At 62.2% G+C, this 17,390-nt stretch carries 12 protein-coding genes and 2 tRNA genes; 2 read left to right on the forward strand and 12 right to left on the reverse strand.

Annotation, left to right across the window (positions count from 1 at the left end):
* Positions 1 to 100: 100 nt before the first annotated feature.
* Together rlmB and rnr are read right to left on the reverse strand one after the other, a co-directional pair.
* Positions 101 to 859 carry a 23S rRNA (guanosine(2251)-2'-O)-methyltransferase RlmB gene (gene rlmB, locus ACIPOO_RS07545; RefSeq protein ID WP_400605570.1) on the reverse strand — a complete coding sequence of 253 codons (759 nt, stop codon included), beginning with the start codon at positions 857 to 859 and terminating at the stop codon, positions 101 to 103.
* Complete coding sequence (gene rnr / locus ACIPOO_RS07550) at positions 856 to 3,474, reverse strand: ribonuclease R (protein WP_400605572.1); 2,619 nt, start codon at positions 3,472 to 3,474, stop codon at positions 856 to 858. Before rnr ends, rlmB begins: the two co-directional genes overlap by 4 nt.
* Positions 3,475 to 3,701: 227 nt before the next feature.
* On the opposite strand from rnr, the gene ACIPOO_RS07555 reads away from it, so the two are divergent.
* Both ACIPOO_RS07555 and ACIPOO_RS07560 read left to right on the forward strand, forming a co-directional pair.
* Positions 3,702 to 3,788 (forward strand) — tRNA-Leu (locus ACIPOO_RS07555).
* A 231-nt stretch (positions 3,789 to 4,019) separates the two neighbouring features.
* Positions 4,020 to 4,106 (forward strand) — tRNA-Leu (locus tag ACIPOO_RS07560).
* A gap of 164 nt (positions 4,107 to 4,270) precedes the next feature.
* On the opposite strand, the gene ACIPOO_RS07565 is transcribed toward ACIPOO_RS07560, so the two are convergent.
* The 10 genes from ACIPOO_RS07565 to ACIPOO_RS07610 form a co-directional block, all read right to left on the reverse strand.
* Positions 4,271 to 6,205: a methyl-accepting chemotaxis protein gene (locus ACIPOO_RS07565; protein ID WP_400605575.1), complete on the reverse strand. Its 1,935-nt coding sequence runs from the start codon at positions 6,203 to 6,205 to the stop codon at positions 4,271 to 4,273.
* A 149-nt stretch (positions 6,206 to 6,354) separates the two neighbouring features.
* On the reverse strand, positions 6,355 to 7,647 hold the full coding sequence (locus ACIPOO_RS07570; protein ID WP_274131674.1) for an adenylosuccinate synthase: 1,293 nt from the start codon (positions 7,645 to 7,647) through the stop codon (positions 6,355 to 6,357).
* 54 nt (positions 7,648 to 7,701) lie between these two features.
* Positions 7,702 to 8,889, reverse strand: coding sequence for an ATP phosphoribosyltransferase regulatory subunit (locus ACIPOO_RS07575; protein WP_274131675.1), 1,188 nt, complete (start codon positions 8,887 to 8,889; stop codon positions 7,702 to 7,704).
* A gap of 295 nt (positions 8,890 to 9,184) precedes the next feature.
* The gene (gene hflC, locus ACIPOO_RS07580; protein ID WP_274131677.1) at positions 9,185 to 10,054 is read right to left on the reverse strand and encodes a protease modulator HflC; all 870 of its coding nucleotides are present in this window, start codon (positions 10,052 to 10,054) and stop codon (positions 9,185 to 9,187) included.
* Positions 10,054 to 11,232 carry an FtsH protease activity modulator HflK gene (hflK, locus tag ACIPOO_RS07585; protein ID WP_400605579.1) on the reverse strand — a complete coding sequence of 393 codons (1,179 nt, stop codon included), beginning with the start codon at positions 11,230 to 11,232 and terminating at the stop codon, positions 10,054 to 10,056. Before hflK ends, hflC begins: the two co-directional genes overlap by 1 nt.
* Positions 11,233 to 11,328: 96 nt before the next feature.
* On the reverse strand, positions 11,329 to 12,630 hold the full coding sequence (hflX, locus tag ACIPOO_RS07590) for a ribosome rescue GTPase HflX (protein ID WP_400605581.1): 1,302 nt from the start codon (positions 12,628 to 12,630) through the stop codon (positions 11,329 to 11,331).
* A 12-nt stretch (positions 12,631 to 12,642) separates the two neighbouring features.
* The gene (gene hfq, locus ACIPOO_RS07595) at positions 12,643 to 12,903 is read right to left on the reverse strand and encodes an RNA chaperone Hfq (protein WP_007921378.1); all 261 of its coding nucleotides are present in this window, start codon (positions 12,901 to 12,903) and stop codon (positions 12,643 to 12,645) included.
* Positions 12,904 to 12,993: 90 nt separating this feature from the next.
* Positions 12,994 to 13,965, reverse strand: coding sequence for a tRNA (adenosine(37)-N6)-dimethylallyltransferase MiaA (miaA, locus tag ACIPOO_RS07600; RefSeq protein ID WP_274131682.1), 972 nt, complete (start codon positions 13,963 to 13,965; stop codon positions 12,994 to 12,996).
* The gene (mutL, locus tag ACIPOO_RS07605; protein ID WP_400605586.1) at positions 13,965 to 15,953 is read right to left on the reverse strand and encodes a DNA mismatch repair endonuclease MutL; all 1,989 of its coding nucleotides are present in this window, start codon (positions 15,951 to 15,953) and stop codon (positions 13,965 to 13,967) included. The genes miaA and mutL overlap by 1 nt, the downstream gene beginning before the upstream one ends.
* Positions 15,950 to 17,389: an N-acetylmuramoyl-L-alanine amidase gene (locus ACIPOO_RS07610; protein ID WP_274131684.1), complete on the reverse strand. Its 1,440-nt coding sequence runs from the start codon at positions 17,387 to 17,389 to the stop codon at positions 15,950 to 15,952. The genes mutL and ACIPOO_RS07610 overlap by 4 nt, the downstream gene beginning before the upstream one ends.
* Between the last annotated feature and the right edge of the window lies 1 nt (position 17,390).

Raw genomic sequence — 17,390 nt, forward strand, 5'->3', positions numbered from 1 at the left:
CCTGCGCGGGCCGCGGCCGGCGGCGCCCCCCCTCCCCCCCACACCCCCCCCCCCCCCCCCCCCCCCCCCCCCCCCCCCCCCCCCCCCGCTCCTGCAACGGTTATTTTTTGGCAGCAGCCTTGGCGCTGCGCTGGCGCATCGCTTCGAACAGGCAGACACCGGTCGCCACGGACACGTTCAGGCTGCTGACGCTACCGGCCATCGGCAGGCGCACCAGGTAGTCGCAGTGCTCGCGGGTCAGGCGGCGCATGCCTTTGCCTTCGGCGCCCATGATCATGATGGTCGGGCCGGTCAGGTCCTGTTGATACAGTTCCTGTTCGGCCTCGCCCGCCGTGCCGACGATCCACAGGCCGCGCTGCTGGAGTTTTTCCAGGGTGCGCGCCAGGTTGGTCACGGCCACCAGCGGAATCACTTCCGCCGCGCCGCACGCCACTTTACGCACGGTCGGAGTCAGGGTCGCGGACTTGTCCTTGGGCACGATCACCGCCAGCGCACCGGCCGCGTCGGCAGTACGCAGGCAGGCGCCGAGGTTGTGCGGGTCGGTCACGCCGTCCAGCACCAGAATCAGCGGCGGGCCTTCGGTACGGTCCAGCAGCTCGTCGAGCATCGCCTCGCCCCAGACCTGGCTTGGGCTGACATCCGCCACCACGCCCTGGTGAACGCCTTCAACCCAGGCGTCCATCTCACGGCGCTCGGCCTGCCCAACCGACACACGGTTCTGCGCCGCCAGATCGATCAACACCTGAACGCGCGGGTCGCTGCGGCCTTCAGCCAGCCAGATCTGCTTGACCCGCTTGGGGTGATGACGCAACAACGCTTCTACCGCGTGAACGCCGTAGATTTTTTCCAGCTGACTCATGACTTCGCCTTAGGTTTACGCGCCCCGCCGCTCTTGGCAGCCGGAGCCGAGCCCGATTTTGGCGGGCCTTTACGGTGTTTACTCGGTTTTGCCGACTTGCCGGCAGGAGCGGAGTCACTCCGGGACGGCTTTCCCGACGACGCCTTGCTACCACCCTTCGCTTCAGCCAGCAGGGCTTTTTTCATCTCGCGACTCTTGCGCACTTCGGCGTTCTTGGCTGCCGCATCGCTTGGGCGATAGGCCTCGACCACAGGCTCCTTGGCGGCACGACGGCTCGGGCGAGAGGTGCTGGTCTTTTCCGCGGCCTTCTCGACAGGCGCAGGCTCTGCGGCCTTGCGCTTGCGGGTCGTCGGCGAAACAGCGGCCTTGTCGGACATTTCGAAGTCGATCTTGCGCTCGTCGAGATCGACGCGCATGACCCGCACTTCAACGGTATCACCCAGACGGAAGCTGCGACCGGTGCGCTCGCCCGCCAGACGGTGATGAACCGGGTCGAAGTGGTAGTAGTCGCCCGGCAGCGCGGTGACGTGCACCAGGCCTTCGACGTAGATGTCAGTCAGCTCGACGAACAGACCAAAGCCGGTCACAGCCGTGATCACGCCCGGGAACGACTCGCCCACGCGATCCTTCATGAACTCGCACTTGAGCCAGTTGGTCACGTCGCGCGTGGCCTCGTCGGCACGGCGTTCGCTCATCGAGCACTGTTCGCCCAACTGCTCCAGCGCCGCCACGTCGTACGGGTAGATCCGCGCTTTCGGGATGGTCGAACCACCAGCACGACGAACGTGCGGGGTGTCCTGCTTCGAGTGAATGACGCTGCGAATGGCCCGATGGGTCAGCAGGTCCGGGTAGCGGCGAATCGGCGAGGTGAAGTGGGTGTACGCCTCGTAATTCAGGCCGAAGTGGCCGTTGTTGTCGGAGGTGTAAACCGCCTGGCTCAGCGAGCGCAGCATGACGGTCTGGATCAGGTGGTAATCCGGACGGTCCTTGATGTTTTCCAGCAGCGCCTGGTAGTCCTTCGGCGACGGACCGTCCTTGCCCTTGTGCAGGGAAAGGCCCAGTTCACCGAGGAAGGCACGCAGTTTTTCCAGGCGCTCCGGCGGCGGGCCGTCGTGGACGCGGTACAGCGCAGGAATCTCGTGTTTCTTGAGGAATTGCGCGGTGGCCACGTTCGCCGCCAGCATGCATTCTTCGATCAGCTTGTGAGCGTCGTTGCGGGTGGTCGGCCGAATTTCGGCGATCTTGCGCTCGGAACCGAAGATGATCCGGGTTTCCTGGGTCTCGAAATCGATCGCGCCGCGGGCATGGCGGGCGCCCAGCAGGACCTTGTACAGCGCATAGAGCTGCTTGAGGTCCGGCACGACTTCGCCGTACTGGCTGCGCAGTTGCTTGGCCTCGGCGGTTTTCGGGTGTTCCAGCATCGTGCTGACCTTGTTGTAGGTCAGGCGTGCATGGGAATGGATCACCGCCTCGTAGAACACGTAGTCGGTCATTTCGCCGGTCTTGGAGATGGTCATCTCGCAGACCATCGCCAGACGGTCGACCAGCGGATTGAGCGAGCACAGGCCGTTGGACAACTGCTCGGGCAGCATCGGCACCACGCGCTCCGGGAAGTACACGGAGTTGCCGCGCACCTGGGATTCGGCATCCAGCGCCGAGCCGATCTTCACGTAGCTGGAGACGTCGGCAATGGCCACGTACAGCTTCCAGCCACCGGAGAACAGGCGCAGCTTGCCCGGTTTGGCTTCGCAGTACACCGCGTCGTCGAAGTCGCGGGCGTCTTCGCCGTCGATGGTGACGAACGGCAGGTGGCGCAGGTCGATGCGGTGTTCCTTGTCCTTCTCCTGCACTTCGGGCTTGAGCTTGGCGGCTTCCTTGAGCACTGCTTCAGGCCAGACGTGAGGGATGTCGTAGGTACGCAGCGCGACATCGATTTCCATGCCCGGCGCCATGTAGTTGCCCACGACTTCGACCACGTCGCCCTGAGGCTGGAAGCGCGGCGTCGGCCAGTGAGTGATCTTCACCTCGACGAACTGGCCGATCTTGGCGTTGGCGTTGCGGCCCGGCGTGACCAGCACTTCCTGCTGGATCTTCGGATTGTCGGCGACGACGAAACCGATGCCCTGCTCCTCGAAGTAGCGACCGACGATGGTTTCATGGGCGCGGGAGATGACCTCGACGATCACGCCTTCGCGACGGCCACGACGATCAAGGCCCGAAACACGTGCCAGGGCACGGTCGCCATCGAACACCAGGCGCATCTGCGCCGGGCTCATGAACAGGTCGTCCGAACCGTCGTCCGGGACCAGGAAGCCGAAGCCGTCGCGGTGACCGCTGATGCGGCCCAGGATCAGGTCGAGCTTGTCCACCGGCGCGTAGGTGCCGCGGCGGGTGTAGATCAGTTGGCCATCGCGCTCCATGGCGCGCAGGCGCCGGCGCAGGGCCTCGATCTGATCTTCGGTGGTCAGGCCGAACTCTGCGACAAGCTCTTCACGGGCTGCGGGTGACCCGCGCTCGGAGAGGTGCGCCAGGATCAGTTCGCGGCTTGGGATGGGGTTTTCGTATTTTTCCGCTTCACGAGCGGCCTCGGGATCGAGGGACTGCCAATCGGCCATTAGAATGAGTTCACCTTATCTGTATGCAATTAGTTTGGCATATACCCGATTGAAACGCGAAGGCAGCGTTTGCTGAGTCTTTTCGCTATTTCAAAAAAAATTTCACTTCGGGGGTTTACAGCCCCGATTCCCATCCGTAAGATGCGCCCCACAACGACGGCACACGCCACGTTGTAGTTGAAATCAAGCGGCTTTTTAAACAAATAGTCGAATGAAATCAACGAATTGCCCAGATGGTGAAATTGGTAGACACGCCAGCTTCAGGTGCTGGTGACCTTACGGTCGTGGAAGTTCGAGTCTTCTTCTGGGCACCAATTCAACGAAACCGAGCCAAGTGCTCGGTTTTGTGCTTTCCGGGGTTTGAAAAAACCCGCAGCAGAACCATCTCCCAGCCTAGTCCATTCCCCGACTTGCGCGATTGCGAACAGCGACCGCCCTTCTCGCCCGCCTCCCTTTGGGCGCATCCTGCAAAAAATCCATCTCGCGCTAATTTTTCTCAAATTTATGTTGCATTAAAACGAAAAATCTAATTAAATCAGCGCCATGCCCAGGTGGTGAAATTGGTAGACACGCCAGCTTCAGGTGCTGGTGACCTTACGGTCGTGGAAGTTCGAGTCTTCTCCTGGGCACCAAACAAAAACGAAACCGAGCCAAGTGCTCGGTTTTGTGCTTTCTGGGGTTTGGAAAATCTCACCTACTTTACGTAGCAGCACGGCTTGCCGGCGGGAGCGGTGTGTCAGCGCCAAATATGTTGGCTGACACGCCGCCCCCGCCGGCAAGCCGTGCTGCTACGGGTCTATGCGCGGAACTGCCCCAGGCTCGCCTTGAGCTGCGCCGCCAGTTTGTCCAGCGCCTTGCCACTGGCCGTCGTCTCTACCACCGCCTGCGCGGCCTTCTCTGCCTGTGCATGAATGACCTCGACACGCCCACGCACCGCTTGCGCACCCTGCGCCTGCTGCTCGGCCGCACGCGTCGCCAGGCCTATCGCCGCATGCACCTGCTCGACCGATGTCTGCACGCTTTGCTGCAGACGCGCACTGTCGCGCAATACGGCCAGCCCTTCCTTGGCTTGACGACCGGCCAGCCCGATAGTGGCCACGGCCTCTTTCGCGCCTGACTGCAATTTCGCGATGTGTTCCTGAATGTCACCGGTTGAGCTTTGCGTCTTGCTGGCCAGCGCCCGCACTTCATCCGCCACCACGGCAAAGCCGCGACCGGTTTCCCCGGCCCGCGCCGCTTCGATCGCCGCGTTGAGAGCCAGCAGATTGGTCTGTTCGGCAATGCCATGAATCACTTCCAGCACCACCTCGATTTGTTCGCTCTGCTGCGCGAGGCGCTCGATCACCTGCGACCCGGTTTCGACCTGTCCGGCCAGCGCCTCGATCAGATTGCCCACCTGCGCGGAGATGCGGGTGTTTTCATCGGTTGCCTGGCGGATATCCACCACTTGCTGCAAGGCCGCCTGCATCGCCTTGCTTTCAGCCTGCGCCTCGTCGGCCATGTGCGACAGCGCCTGCAAACTGGCCGCTACTTCATCGCGCTGCAGTTCGGCCGCAGCATCGGCCCCGGCGTTGCGCTTGCTCATCGCACCGATTTCGACGCCCGTCTGCTGCGCCACATCCCCGGCCTCACGCACGATGGGCTGCAACTTGTCGACGAAACGGTTCACGGCAGCCGCCATGTCACCGATCTCGTCATTGCTGTTGAGCTTGACCCGCTTGGTCAGGTCGCCCTCTCCCGCCGCCAGATCATCCAGCGCACGGTTGAGTAACTGGATACGCAGCACGACCCGGCGCCCCAACACCACCGCCAGCACGATCAACACGCCGAACCCGACCAGCGCCAGACCCACGCCTATTTTCAGGCGCAGCGCCTCTGCCGCTTCTTGAACCGCTGAACGGGTATTGGTCGCCATCGCCGTGGCCGAGCCTTGCGCCGTTTGCAGCCGCGCACGCAGCGCGCCGGAACTCTCCGCCGCAGCACCACCCAGGCTCTCGGACACCAGTTGCTCGCCACTGCCGATCAGCGCCGTGAAGCGTTTGTCCAGCGCCGCCAGGTCAGTCTCGACCGAGGCCGTGGAAACGCCCATGCGCACCTTGCCGATCTCGACGCCATTGGGGCTGATGGACGCCTCGACGTAGTACACCTGCGGGTCTTTCTGCGCGGCATTGAGCACCTTGTCCATGGCACGCTCGCCATCGCCCTTGGCCAGCAGCGACTTGATCGCCTCGCTGTCGCGGTTCAGGTAGCGGGTCAGGTGTTCGCCCTGAGCGTCGTCGTACACCACGAACAGCACGTTGGGATTGCGCTGGGCACGGCGGGCGAACTCGGAAAGCGTCGGCGTATCGTTGTCCCACATGGCGCGGGGCGCGACCGCTGCGAGAAGCTCGGCCATGTCTGTCGCCGAATCCTTCAGATCCTTCTCCAGCGTCGCACGCAGTTGCTTCTGCTCGTCCTTCAGGCGCGTAGAGAGCCCTGCGCTCAAGCGCTGGCGGGTATTCTGCGAAAGGCTGTCCAGACTCGATGTTACGTCGCGGCTTGCCTGCTCAAGCTCCCCGGACAAGTGTTGCGAATCTACACCCAGGCGCGCGGCGAGATCGGACTCCAGCGCCGTGACCGTGCTCCGGGTCAGGGCGAGCGCAACCAGCACCTGCACCAAAAGGGCAATGCCAAGGGCAATGAATACGGGGCGCAGCAAGCGGCTGCGAAAAAGCGACAGAACGGCAGACACAGGAGATCCCCCAGCGCAAGCGCCACTAAAATGATGGCGTCTTTTCTGGCGGTATTTACAGCAAGTGTTGTGCCGTAATCGAAAGAGGGATATTGCAGGCAAAACAAAGGGCCGCCTGAGCGACCCTTTGTTTGTGCATCAACGACTTATCAACCGAACGGGTGACGCAGAACGATGGTTTCGTTGCGATCCGGGCCCGTCGAAATAATGTCGATCGGTGCGCCGACCAGCTCTTCCAGACGCTTGATGTAAGCGCGGGCGTTGGCTGGCAGCTCTTCCAGGGTCTTGGCGCCCAGGGTCGATTCGCTCCAGCCTGGCACTTGCTCGTACACCGGCTCCAGGCCGATGTAGCTGTCGGCGTCGGTCGGAGCTTCGATCACGGCACCGTTTTCGTTCTTGTAACCCACGCAGATGTTGATGGTTTCAAGACCGTCCAGTACGTCCAGCTTGGTCAGGCAGATGCCCGAGATGCTGTTGACGTCGATGGCGCGACGCAGGATGACGGCGTCGAACCAGCCGCAACGACGGGCACGACCGGTGGTCGCACCGAACTCGTGGCCACGCTTGGCCAGGAAGGCGCCGACGTCGTCGAACAGTTCGGTCGGGAACGGACCGGAACCGACGCGAGTGGTGTAGGCCTTGGTGATGCCCAGGATGTAGTCGATGAACATCGGGCCAACGCCGGAACCGGTGGCGATGCCGCCAGCAGTGGTGTTGGAGCTGGTGACGTACGGGTAGGTACCGTGGTCGATGTCCAGCAGCGAACCCTGAGCGCCTTCGAACATGATGTCTTTGCCGGCACGACGCATTTCATGCAGCGCAGCGGTGACGTCCAGCATCATCGGCTTGAGTTGCTCGGCGTATTCCATGCACTCGTCCAGAGTCTTCTGGAAATCGATTGCAGGCTCTTTGTAGTAATTGACCAGCACGAAGTTGTGGTAGTCCAGCAGCTCGCCCAGCTTGGCGGCGAAACGCTCGCGGTGGAACAGGTCACCGATGCGCAGGCCACGGCGTGCAACCTTGTCTTCGTAGGCCGGGCCGATGCCGCGACCGGTGGTGCCGATCTTCTGCTCGCCACGGGCCTTTTCACGGGCCTGGTCCAGCGCCACGTGGTACGACAGGATCAGCGGGCAGGACGGGCTGATGCGCAGACGCTCGCGCACAGGAATGCCCTTCTCTTCCAGCTTGGTGATTTCACGCATGAGTGCGTCAGGCGCCACGACCACACCGTTACCGATCAGGCACTGCACGCCTTCGCGCAGGACACCGGACGGAATCAGGTGCAGGACGGTTTTCTCGCCATCGATCACCAGGGTGTGACCGGCGTTGTGGCCGCCTTGATAGCGAACTACCGCGGTAGCATGTTCGGTCAGCAGATCAACGATCTTGCCTTTGCCCTCATCACCCCACTGGGTGCCCAGGACTACGACATTCTTACCCATAACACTTGTCCTCATTCACGCAAACTTGGTGCCGGCTGCAGCCGACTGGAAAACTCAAGAGGCCAGCGGCATTACCTGCCAAAGCTCGCCATGCTGAATCAATTGCCGATCACAGTCGGCTTCTTTCGCTGCGCAGACCTCTTGGCCCGGCAACGCCTGGACCACGCGCTCACCTTCGCTGCGCAGCTGGCAGACTTTCTGCCAGAGTGCCGCATCGGTGCTGTCAGGCATCCAGATACCGCCAGACGGTAGCTCGATCTGTGCCTGCCCTAGCGTGACCAGGGTCTTGAGATCGGTGGAGAAGCCCGTTGCCGGACGCGCACGACCGAAGTCGGCACCGATATCATCGTAACGACCGCCCTGGGCGATGGACTGGCCAACGCCCGGAACGAATACCGCGAACACCACGCCGGTGTGGTAGTGATAGCCACGCAGCTCGCCCAGGTCGAAGTACAGCGGCAGATCCGGGAAGCGGGCCGACAGACGCTCTGCGATTTCCAGCAGATCGTCCAGCGCCTCGATGACCGGCGCCGGAGCCTTGGCCAGACGGTCACGGGCAGCAGCGAGCACTTCACGACCACCGCACAGATCGACCAATGCACGCAGCATGGCGGCCAGATCCGCTGGCAGGTTTTCGGTCAAGGTCACGACTTCGTCGATGGCCTTGCGCTGCAGGGCATCGAACAGCTGCTGCTCGACTTCGCCCGATAGACCGGCCGCACGGGCCAGGCCACGGTAGATACCGACATGGCCCAGGTCCATATGGACATCAGGCACGTCCGACAGTTGAAGCATAGCCAGCATCAGGCTGATGACTTCGACATCGCTGCTTGGGCTGGCGTCGCCGTACAACTCGGCACCCAACTGGATCGGGCTGCGCGAGGACGACAGGGCGCGAGGCTGCGCATGCAGGACGCTACCGGCGTAGCACAGGCGGCTCGGGCCTTCGCGGCGCAGGGTGTGCGCGTCGATCCGGGCGACCTGCGGGGTGATGTCCGCACGGAAACCCATCTGCCGGCCCGACTGCGGGTCGACCACCTTGAAGGTGCGCAGATCCAGATCCTGGCCAGCACCTGTGAGCAGTGATTCGAGGTATTCGATGTGCGGGGTGACGACGAACTCGTAGCCCCAGCTCTGAAACAGATCCAACACCTGACGACGCGCCACTTCTATGCGCGCAGCTTCCGGCGGCAGTACTTCCTCGATGCCATCCGGCAGCAGCCAGCGGTCAACCGTTGCCATTACGCCTTTCCCCTATGATCCGGGCGGCCAACCCTCGGGCGGGCCTTGAGTGAAGCAGACAGTGCCCTGCGGACGTCGTTTTCAGGGCGTTTGCGCCTGAGCCTTCTGTCTCGCAGCTTTGCGAACACTGTCCTCGAAAAAACTGCCGCGCACGAAACACGCCACGGCCAATCAATCGTGTAGACGCAAAAAAGCCGGGAATTTCCCGGCTGCCGCATCATACACACGTTTTGGCGCAGGATCACCCCGCCGGACAGTTTTGCCGCCCGGCGGGGCCATCAATTACCGTGCGCGATTACGGTTTGGCTTTCTCCAGGTAGCGGAAAAACTCGCTGCCCGGATCCAGCACCATCACGTCGCTCTTGTTCGCGAAACTTTCGCGGTAGGCACGCAGGCTGCGGTAGAACGCGTAGAACTCCTGATCCTGACCGTAGGCCTTGGAATAGATGGCGGCGGCTTGTGCATCACCGTCACCACGGGCTTCCTCGGACTCACGATAGGCTTCGGCCAGCAGCACGCGGCGTTGACGATCGGCGTCGGCACGGATGCCTTCGGCCAGCTCGTTACCCTTGGCGCGGTGCTCGCGAGCTTCACGCTCACGCTCGGTGCTCATGCGCTCGAACACGCTGCGGTTCACTTCCTTGGGCAGGTCGATGGCCTTGACGCGGACGTCGATGACTTCGATGCCCAGTTCCTTCTCGGCCATGCGGTTCAGGGAAGCGGTGATGTCAGCCATCAACGCATCGCGCTCACCCGACACGGCTTCGTGCAGGGTGCGCTTGCCGAACTGGTCACGCAGCCCGGACTCCAGGCGGCGGGACAGGCGCTCGTCAGCGATCTGCTTCAGGCCCGATGTCGCGGTGTAGAAACGCTCTGCGTCCTTCACGCGCCATTTGGCGTAGGCATCGACCATGACCGCTTTCTTTTCCAGCGTCAGGAAACGCTGGGTCGGCGCGTCCAGGGTCAACAGGCGACCGTCGAACTTGCGAACCTGGTTCACGTAAGGAACCTTCACATGCAGGCCTGGCGCGACATCCGCCTGGACCACACGACCAAACTGCAGCAATACCGCCCGCTCGGTCTGCGAGACGATATAGAAGCTGTTCCACGCGACCACGGCCAGTACGGCACAGACGATCAGGGCGACCAGAGATTTATTGCTCATCAGCGAGTCTCCCTGGTGCGCGTTTCACGTTGCTGTTGCGTATCGGCGGCCCGGGAACCCGGATCTGCGATCACCGTCGCACCTCCATTGCCCGACGTGGCCGAACCACTGCGGCTGCTTTCGATCATTTTGTCCAATGGCAGGTAAAGCAGGTTGTTCTGACCCTTGTCGCCGGTCACGAGCACCTTGCTGGTATTGCTGAAGACTTCCTGCATGGTGTCCAGGTACAGACGCTCACGCGTGACCTCCGGCGCCTTGCGATACTCGGCCACCAGCTTGGTGAAGCGGTCTGCCTCACCCTTGGCACGGGACACGACTTCATCGCGGTAACCGTTGGCGTCCTCGACGATGCGCTGGGCCTGACCACGGGCTTCCGGAATCACACCGTTGGCGTAGGTCTCGGCCTGGTTGCGCGAACGCTGCTCGTCTTCACGGGCACGAATCACGTCATCGAAGGCTTCCTGAACTTCACGGGGCGCCGCAGCGCTCTGTACGTTCACCTGGGTCACGGTGATACCGGTGCGATAGGTATCGAGGAAACGCTGCAGGCGCTCCTTGATTTCGCTGGCCATCAACTCGCGACCTTCGGTCAGCACCTGGTCCATGGCGGTCGAGCCGACCACGTGGCGCAGGGCACTTTCGGTTGCATGCTGCAGGCTGACTTCAGGCTGATCGACGTTCAGCACGAAATCCTGCAGGTTGGTGATTCGGTATTGCACGGTCAACGGCACCTCGACGATGTTCTCGTCTTCGGTGAGCATCTGGCCCTGCTTGCTGTACGCACGCTCGCGCGTCACGTTCTCGAGGTACTTGCGATCGAATGGCGGGAAATAGATGTTCAGACCCGAACCCACTGTTTCGTAGTACTTGCCGAAGCGCAGGATAACCGCCTGTTCCTGCTCGTCGACCACATAAATGGCGTTGTAAAGCCAGATTGCGAGCAGCGCGACCAGGCCGATGCCGAGCAGGCCGAAACCGCCGCCCTTGCCCGAACCGCCGCCACTGCCGCTGCCATCACCACTGCGTTTCTTGCCACCACCGAACAACCCATTCAGGCTTTCCTGCAGCTTTCGGAAGGCCTCGTCGAGATCCGGTGGCCCCTTGCGGTCGCCGCCCTTGCGCTTGCCGCCCCAGGGATCCTGATTGTTCGAGTTGCCACCCGGCTCATTCCAAGCCATAGCGCTCTCCATCTGATAAAGCAAAGACGCGCCCGCGGCGCGCCGACCAATGCTACAGAATGCCTGTCAAAGCAGCACAACCGCTTTTTCAGGCTTTTATTGCAAAGTGTGTTGCTCGATGAATTCCAGCGGCTGCAGTCCTTCGCGACTCACCAGGCGATTGAATTCAACTCGGGGTAGCCTTACAGCCAACAGGCTCTGGCCTTCCTCGTCATGCTCCTCGCTCTGCACCGCTCCCAGCTGGAAGAACTGCGCGCGAAGCCTTGCGAAGCGTTGCGACAGGCACAGGGTGCCAACGAACAGATCGTTGCCCAACAATTCGGCGATGGCTTGCTTGAGCAAGTCCAGGCCACGACCGTCACGAGCGGAAACCCAGACCCTTTGCGGCTTGCCATCGGCATCGCGCTGGATCTGAGGCTCGACCCCCTCGAGCAAATCGAGTTTGTTATAGACCTCGAGCATCGGCAAGTCCTGGGCACCGATCTCGCCCAGTACCGCCATTACCTGCTCGATCTGCTCCATGCGGTCGGGCTCATGAGCGTCGATCACATGCAGCAACAGGTCCGAGTTGCTCGACTCTTCGAGCGTAGCCCGAAAGGCCTCGACCAGCTTGTGCGGCAGATGGCGGATGAATCCCACCGTATCGGCCAGCACGATCGGCCCCAGGTCGTTGAGTTCAAGACGTCGCAGGGTCGGGTCAAGGGTGGCGAACAGTTGGTCAGCAGCGTAGACGTCGGAATCGGTCACCGCATTGAACAGCGTCGATTTGCCGGCGTTGGTGTAGCCAACGATCGAAACGGTCGGGATGTCCGCGCGCGAGCGGCCACGACGGGCCTGGTCACGCTGGCTGCGGACCTTTTCGAGACGGCTCTTGATCTGGCGCAGGCGCACCCGCAACAGACGCCGGTCGGTCTCGAGCTGGGTTTCACCCGGACCGCGCAGGCCGATACCACCGCCCTGACGCTCAAGGTGAGTCCAGCCGCGAACCAGGCGCGTGCTCATGTGTTCAAGCTGGGCCAGTTCGACCTGCAGCTTGCCCTCGTGAGTCCGGGCGCGCTGGGCGAAGATGTCGAGAATCAGACCCGTACGGTCAAGCACGCGACACTCGAACACACGTTCGAGGTTACGTTCCTGACTGGGCGTAAGGATGTGATTGAAGATGACGATATCAGTTTTTTCGGCGTGGACCAGATCGCGCAATTCCTCGACCTTGCCACTGCCTACCAGATATTTGGCCGTTGGCCGATGTCGTGGCACGTTGATGAACGCGACGATATCGGCACCCGCCGAAACAGCCAGTTCCCGGAACTCCTGCGGATCTTCGCGCGCCTCAGGGTCCTGGCCATCCAAATGAACGAGGATTGCCCGCTCACCACCACCGTGGCGCTCAAAGAACAAGGCAGACTCCTATCAGGCGTTACCTGGCTCAGCATCACCCTGTTCGGATTCGGAAGCGCTAGGCAGGCGAATTGGACGAACTGGAACGACGGTAGAGATAGCGTGCTTGTAAACCATTTGGCTGACAGTGTTTTTCAGCAAAATGACGAACTGGTCGAACGACTCGATCGTGCCTTGCAGTTTGATACCGTTTACCAGATAGATCGAAACCCCGACCTTCTCTTTACGCAAAGTATTCAGGTAAGGGTCTTGTAGCGAATGCCCTTTTGACATGTGCCGCACTCCTTTAAGGATCAATAGAATAAATTCGAAAACATTGGCTTGGGCCGTTACCCCCCAAGGATAGACGGCTATTGCAAGGACTCAGCTCAATATGGAGGCCGATCCCAGGTATTTCAAGGTGCGTGGCAGATTGTCGCAAGCCAGGCTGTCCAACCAGTGTAAATCTTCCCAGCTTCGCAGCCAGGTGAACTGCCTCTTGGCCAACTGGCGCGTGGCGATGATGCCGCGTTCGCGCATCTCGTCGCGGGTCAGGTTGCCGTCAAGGTAGTCCCAGACCTGGCGATACCCTACAGCTCTGATAGACGGCAAATTCGAGTGCAGGTCACCCCTCGAACGTAACGCTACGACTTCTTCAACGAATCCTTCATCGAGCATTTGCCCGAAACGCAGTGCGATCCGGTCATGCAATACCTTGCGATCTGCCGGAGCAATCGCAAGATTTGCGACAGTATAGGGCAATTGATGCCGCCCCGAACCGCCAGCTTGAGCACTTTGCGCACTTTGTTGCTCGCGATGCGCGGTCATGCTCATTCCGCTGACCCGATAAACTTCCAGCGCCCGCACCAGCCGCTGTGGATCGTTGGGATGAATCCGCGCCGCCGACACCGGGTCGATACTCGCCAATTCATCGTGCAATGCCTGCCAGCCACGACTCGCCGCTTCGGCTTCCAGTTGTGCCCGAACCTGTGGATCGGCAGCCGGCATGTCGGCAAGGCCCTCCAATAGAGCCTTGAAATACAACATGGTGCCACCGACCAGCAGGGGAATTTTTCCCCGGGCGGTGATTTCGGCCATGGCCTGCAAGGCGTCGGTACGAAAATCAGCGGCGGAGTAGCTCTGCGACGGGTCGAGAATATCGATCAATCGATGCGGATACTTGTCCAGAAGCGCTTTTGAAGGCTTGGCGGTGCCGATGTCCATGCCACGATAGACCAGCGCCGAGTCGACACTGATGAGTTCGCACGGCAGCACCTTGGTCAGTTCGATTGCAAGATCGGTCTTGCCAGCGGCGGTCGGCCCCATCAGAAAGATGGCCGGAGGATAGGCACTCATCAGCGACCGCGCAGAAACAGTTTGTCGAGATCGTCCAGGCCCAGTTGGGTCCAGGTCGGCCGCCCGTGGTTGCATTGACCGCTACGCTCGGTGTTTTCCATGTCGCGCAGTAGGCCGTTCATTTCCGGGATGGCCAGGCGGCGGTTGGCGCGCACGGCGCCGTGGCAGGCCATGGTGCCGAGCAGTTCGTTCATGTGCGCCTGCACCCGGTCGCTGGTGCCGTATTCCATCAGGTCCGCCAGTACATCGTGCACCAGCCGGTTGGCTTCGGCCTGTTTGAGCAATGCCGGAATCTGCCGGATCGCCAGGCTCTCGGGGCCCAGGCGCTGCAGTTCGAAGCCCAGTTGCTGGAAGGTCGCCATGTGCTCCTCGGCGCAATCGGCCTCGCGCTGGCTGACGGCGATCGACTCAGGCACAAGGAGCGGCTGGCCGGAGAGGCCTTCGCTGGCCATGGCGATTTTCAGGCGCTCGTACATGATCCGCTCGTGGGCGGCGTGCATGTCCACCAGCACCAGCCCGTGGGCGTTTTCGGCAAGGATATAGATGCCTTTGAGCTGCGCCAGCGCATAACCCAGTGGCGGGATATCGCCCTGGGACTCGGGCAGCGCGACGCCAGCGGAGGCATCCGGACTGGCCTGAGCGCCCGGCAGCGGAGCAAAGAACGTACTGTAGGCCGCCCGCGCTTCTTGCGCCGGCAACACCGATGCAGGGCGCGGCGTGTACTGATATTGATAGCCCGAACCGCTGCCGCTGCCCGGCGCGGAGCCGGCAGGAGGGTTCCAGGCCGGGCCCTGCGGGGTTTCCAGCACGTTGTTGGCCAGGCGCATCTCGCCCTGCGGGCCGAACTCGCCGGCTTCCGGCCCGGTTGGGCGCACCAGCGCGGTAACAGAGGTGGTGCCCGCCACCTGATCTTCAGGGCGCACATCACCCAGCGCGCGGTGCAGCGTGCCATAAAGGAAGTCATGCACCATGCGCCCGTCACGGAAGCGCACTTCGTGTTTGGTCGGGTGAACGTTGACGTCCACTGCCGCCGGATCGACCTCGAAGAACAGGGCAAACGTCGGGTGCCGGCCGTTGAACAGCACATCGCGGTAAGCCTGACGGACCGCGTGGGCAACCAGTTTGTCGCGCACCGCACGGCCGTTGACGAAGAAATACTGCAAGTCAGCCTGGCTGCGGGAGAACGTCGGCAAACCGACCCAGCCCCAGAGTTTCAGGCCATTGCGCTCGACCTCGATGGGCAGCGCCTGTTCGAGAAAGCCCGGCCCGCAGACCGCCGAGACGCGCCGCGCACGGGCCACGTCATCGCGGGCCTCATGCAGGCTGAGGATGGTCTTGCCGTTGTGGCGCAGGTGGAAGGCTACGTCGAAACGCGCCAGGGCCATGCGCTTGATGACTTCTTGCAGGTGATCGAATTCGGTCTTCTCGGCCTTGAGGAACTTGCGCCGGGCCGGGGTATTGAAGAACAGGTCGCGCACTTCCACCGAGGTGCCCACAGGATGCGCAGCAGGCTGCACGCGGGCGGCCATGTCGCGGCCTTCGGTTTCCACCTGCCAGGCCTGATCGGCGTCGCGGGTGCGCGAAGTCAGGGTCAGGCGGGCGACGGAGCTGATCGATGCCAGCGCCTCACCACGAAAGCCCAGGCTCATGACCCGCTCGAGGTCTTCCAGGTCACGGATCTTACTGGTGGCGTGGCGCGCCAAGGCTAGCGGCAGGTCATCGGGCGAAATACCGCCACCGTCGTCGCGCACGCGCAACAGCTTGATACCTGCCTGCTCGACGTCGACATCGATACGCCGGGCGCCGGAGTCCAGGCTGTTTTCCAGCAGCTCCTTGATGACCGACGCAGGGCGCTCGACCACCTCGCCCGCGGCGATCTGGTTGGCAAGCCGCGGGCTGAGCAACTGGATGCGCGCAGCCTGTGCTGCCGGGGTATCGCTGCCTACAGTAACGTCGAAGCCTTGCTCATCGAGCAGCAGGTCGGTCATGGCTCACCCGCCAGTTCTGCGCTCGGGATCTTCAATTGCTGGCCGACTTTCAGCTCATCGGAGCTCAACCTGTTGGCGCTGCGCAACGCCTCCATGCTCATGTCATAGCGCGCCGACAGCATGCTCAGGGACTCGCCCGGGCGCACGGTGTGCTCACGCGGGCCCATGGCCAGCTTGCCGTTGTCGCGCAGCCAGGCGATGTAAGTGCCCTGCGGCGGGTTCTGCTGGAAGAACTGCTTCACGCCAGCGGTGATCGAACGCGCAAGCGCCTGCTGATGGCTCGCACCTTCAAGCTTGTTGGCTTCGGCGGCGTTGGAGATGAACCCGGTTTCGACCAGGATCGACGGGATGTCCGGCGACTTGAGCACCATGAAGCCCGCCTGCTCGACCCGGGACTTGTGCAGCGAAGTCACACGGCCAATGTTGCTCAGGACCTTCTGCCCGACGTTGAGGCTGGACGTCAGCGATGCAGTCATGGACAGGTCGAGCAATACGCCCGCAAGCATGCGGTCCTTGTCGTCCAGGCTCACGGCGCCCGCACCACCGATCAAGTCGGAGCGGTTTTCACTGTCGGCCAGCCAGCGCGCGGTTTCAGACGTCGCGCCGCGTTCAGACAGGGCGAACACCGATGCACCGAAGGCAGCCGATGAAGGCGCGGCGTCGGCGTGAATGGAAACGAACAGGTCGGCGCCCTTGGCGCGGGCAATCTCGGTGCGTTTACGCAGCGGAATGAAGTAGTCGCCGGTGCGGGTCAACTCTGCGCGATAGCCCTTCTCGGCATTGATCTGGCGCTGCAGCTCCTTGGCGATGGACAGCACCACGTTCTTTTCTTTCTGGCCACGGCCACCCGAAGCGCCGGGGTCTTCGCCGCCATGACCGGCATCGACCACCACCACGATGTCGCGCTTGCCGTTAGGCACAGGCGGCAACTTGATTTCAGGCTTGGACGGGCTGACCGGCACCGCAGGCGTGGCCGGGGCGACGGTTGCCGGGGTATCGGCCACGGTTGGCGTCGGGTTGGCGTCGGCCGGGTTGTCGTACAGGTCGACCACCAGACGGTTGCCGTACTGTGCGTTCGGCGCCAGGGTGAAGCTCTTCGGGGTCACGGCCTTTTTCAGGTCGATGACCACCCGCAGGTCGTCAGGGGTGCGCTGGGCCGAACGCATGGCGGTAATCGGCGTATTGGCGGTGCCGATGTTCAGCGAGCCACCCAGGGTCGCGCCATTGATGTCGATCACCAGGCGGTCCGGGGACTGCAGCGTGAAGACGCTGTGCTGAACCGGCCCGGACAGGTCGAACACCAGGCGGGTGTTATCCGGAGCGCGCCACAAGCGGACACTTCGTACCTGTGTAGCGGCCAACGCATCGACAGCCAGTGTCGTCAGCAACAGTCCTACCACAGTAACCAGCGCGCGCATGCGCATACCTAACCCCATA

Origin of the sequence: Pseudomonas sp. NPDC090201, from assembly GCF_044746825.1 — a bacterium.
GTDB classification, from domain to species: Bacteria; Pseudomonadota; Gammaproteobacteria; order Pseudomonadales; family Pseudomonadaceae; genus Aquipseudomonas; species Aquipseudomonas putida_AD.

Excerpts from the sequence above, each read along its gene's own strand:
- rlmB (WP_400605570.1), bottom strand. The coding sequence starts at position 859 with ATGAGTCAGCTGGAAAAAATCTACGGCGTTCACGCGGTAGAAGCGTTG.
- rnr (WP_400605572.1), bottom strand. The coding sequence starts at position 3,474 with ATGGCCGATTGGCAGTCCCTCGATCCCGAGGCCGCTCGTGAAGCGGAA.
- ACIPOO_RS07570 (WP_274131674.1), bottom strand. The coding sequence starts at position 7,647 with ATGGGTAAGAATGTCGTAGTCCTGGGCACCCAGTGGGGTGATGAGGGC.
- ACIPOO_RS07575 (WP_274131675.1), bottom strand. The coding sequence starts at position 8,889 with ATGGCAACGGTTGACCGCTGGCTGCTGCCGGATGGCATCGAGGAAGTA.
- hflC (WP_274131677.1), bottom strand. The coding sequence starts at position 10,054 with ATGAGCAATAAATCTCTGGTCGCCCTGATCGTCTGTGCCGTACTGGCC.
- hflK (WP_400605579.1), bottom strand. The coding sequence starts at position 11,232 with ATGGCTTGGAATGAGCCGGGTGGCAACTCGAACAATCAGGATCCCTGG.
- hfq (WP_007921378.1), bottom strand. The coding sequence starts at position 12,903 with ATGTCAAAAGGGCATTCGCTACAAGACCCTTACCTGAATACTTTGCGT.
- miaA (WP_274131682.1), bottom strand. The coding sequence starts at position 13,965 with ATGAGTGCCTATCCTCCGGCCATCTTTCTGATGGGGCCGACCGCCGCT.
- mutL (WP_400605586.1), bottom strand. The coding sequence starts at position 15,953 with ATGACCGACCTGCTGCTCGATGAGCAAGGCTTCGACGTTACTGTAGGC.
- ACIPOO_RS07610 (WP_274131684.1), bottom strand. The coding sequence starts at position 17,389 with ATGGGGTTAGGTATGCGCATGCGCGCGCTGGTTACTGTGGTAGGACTG.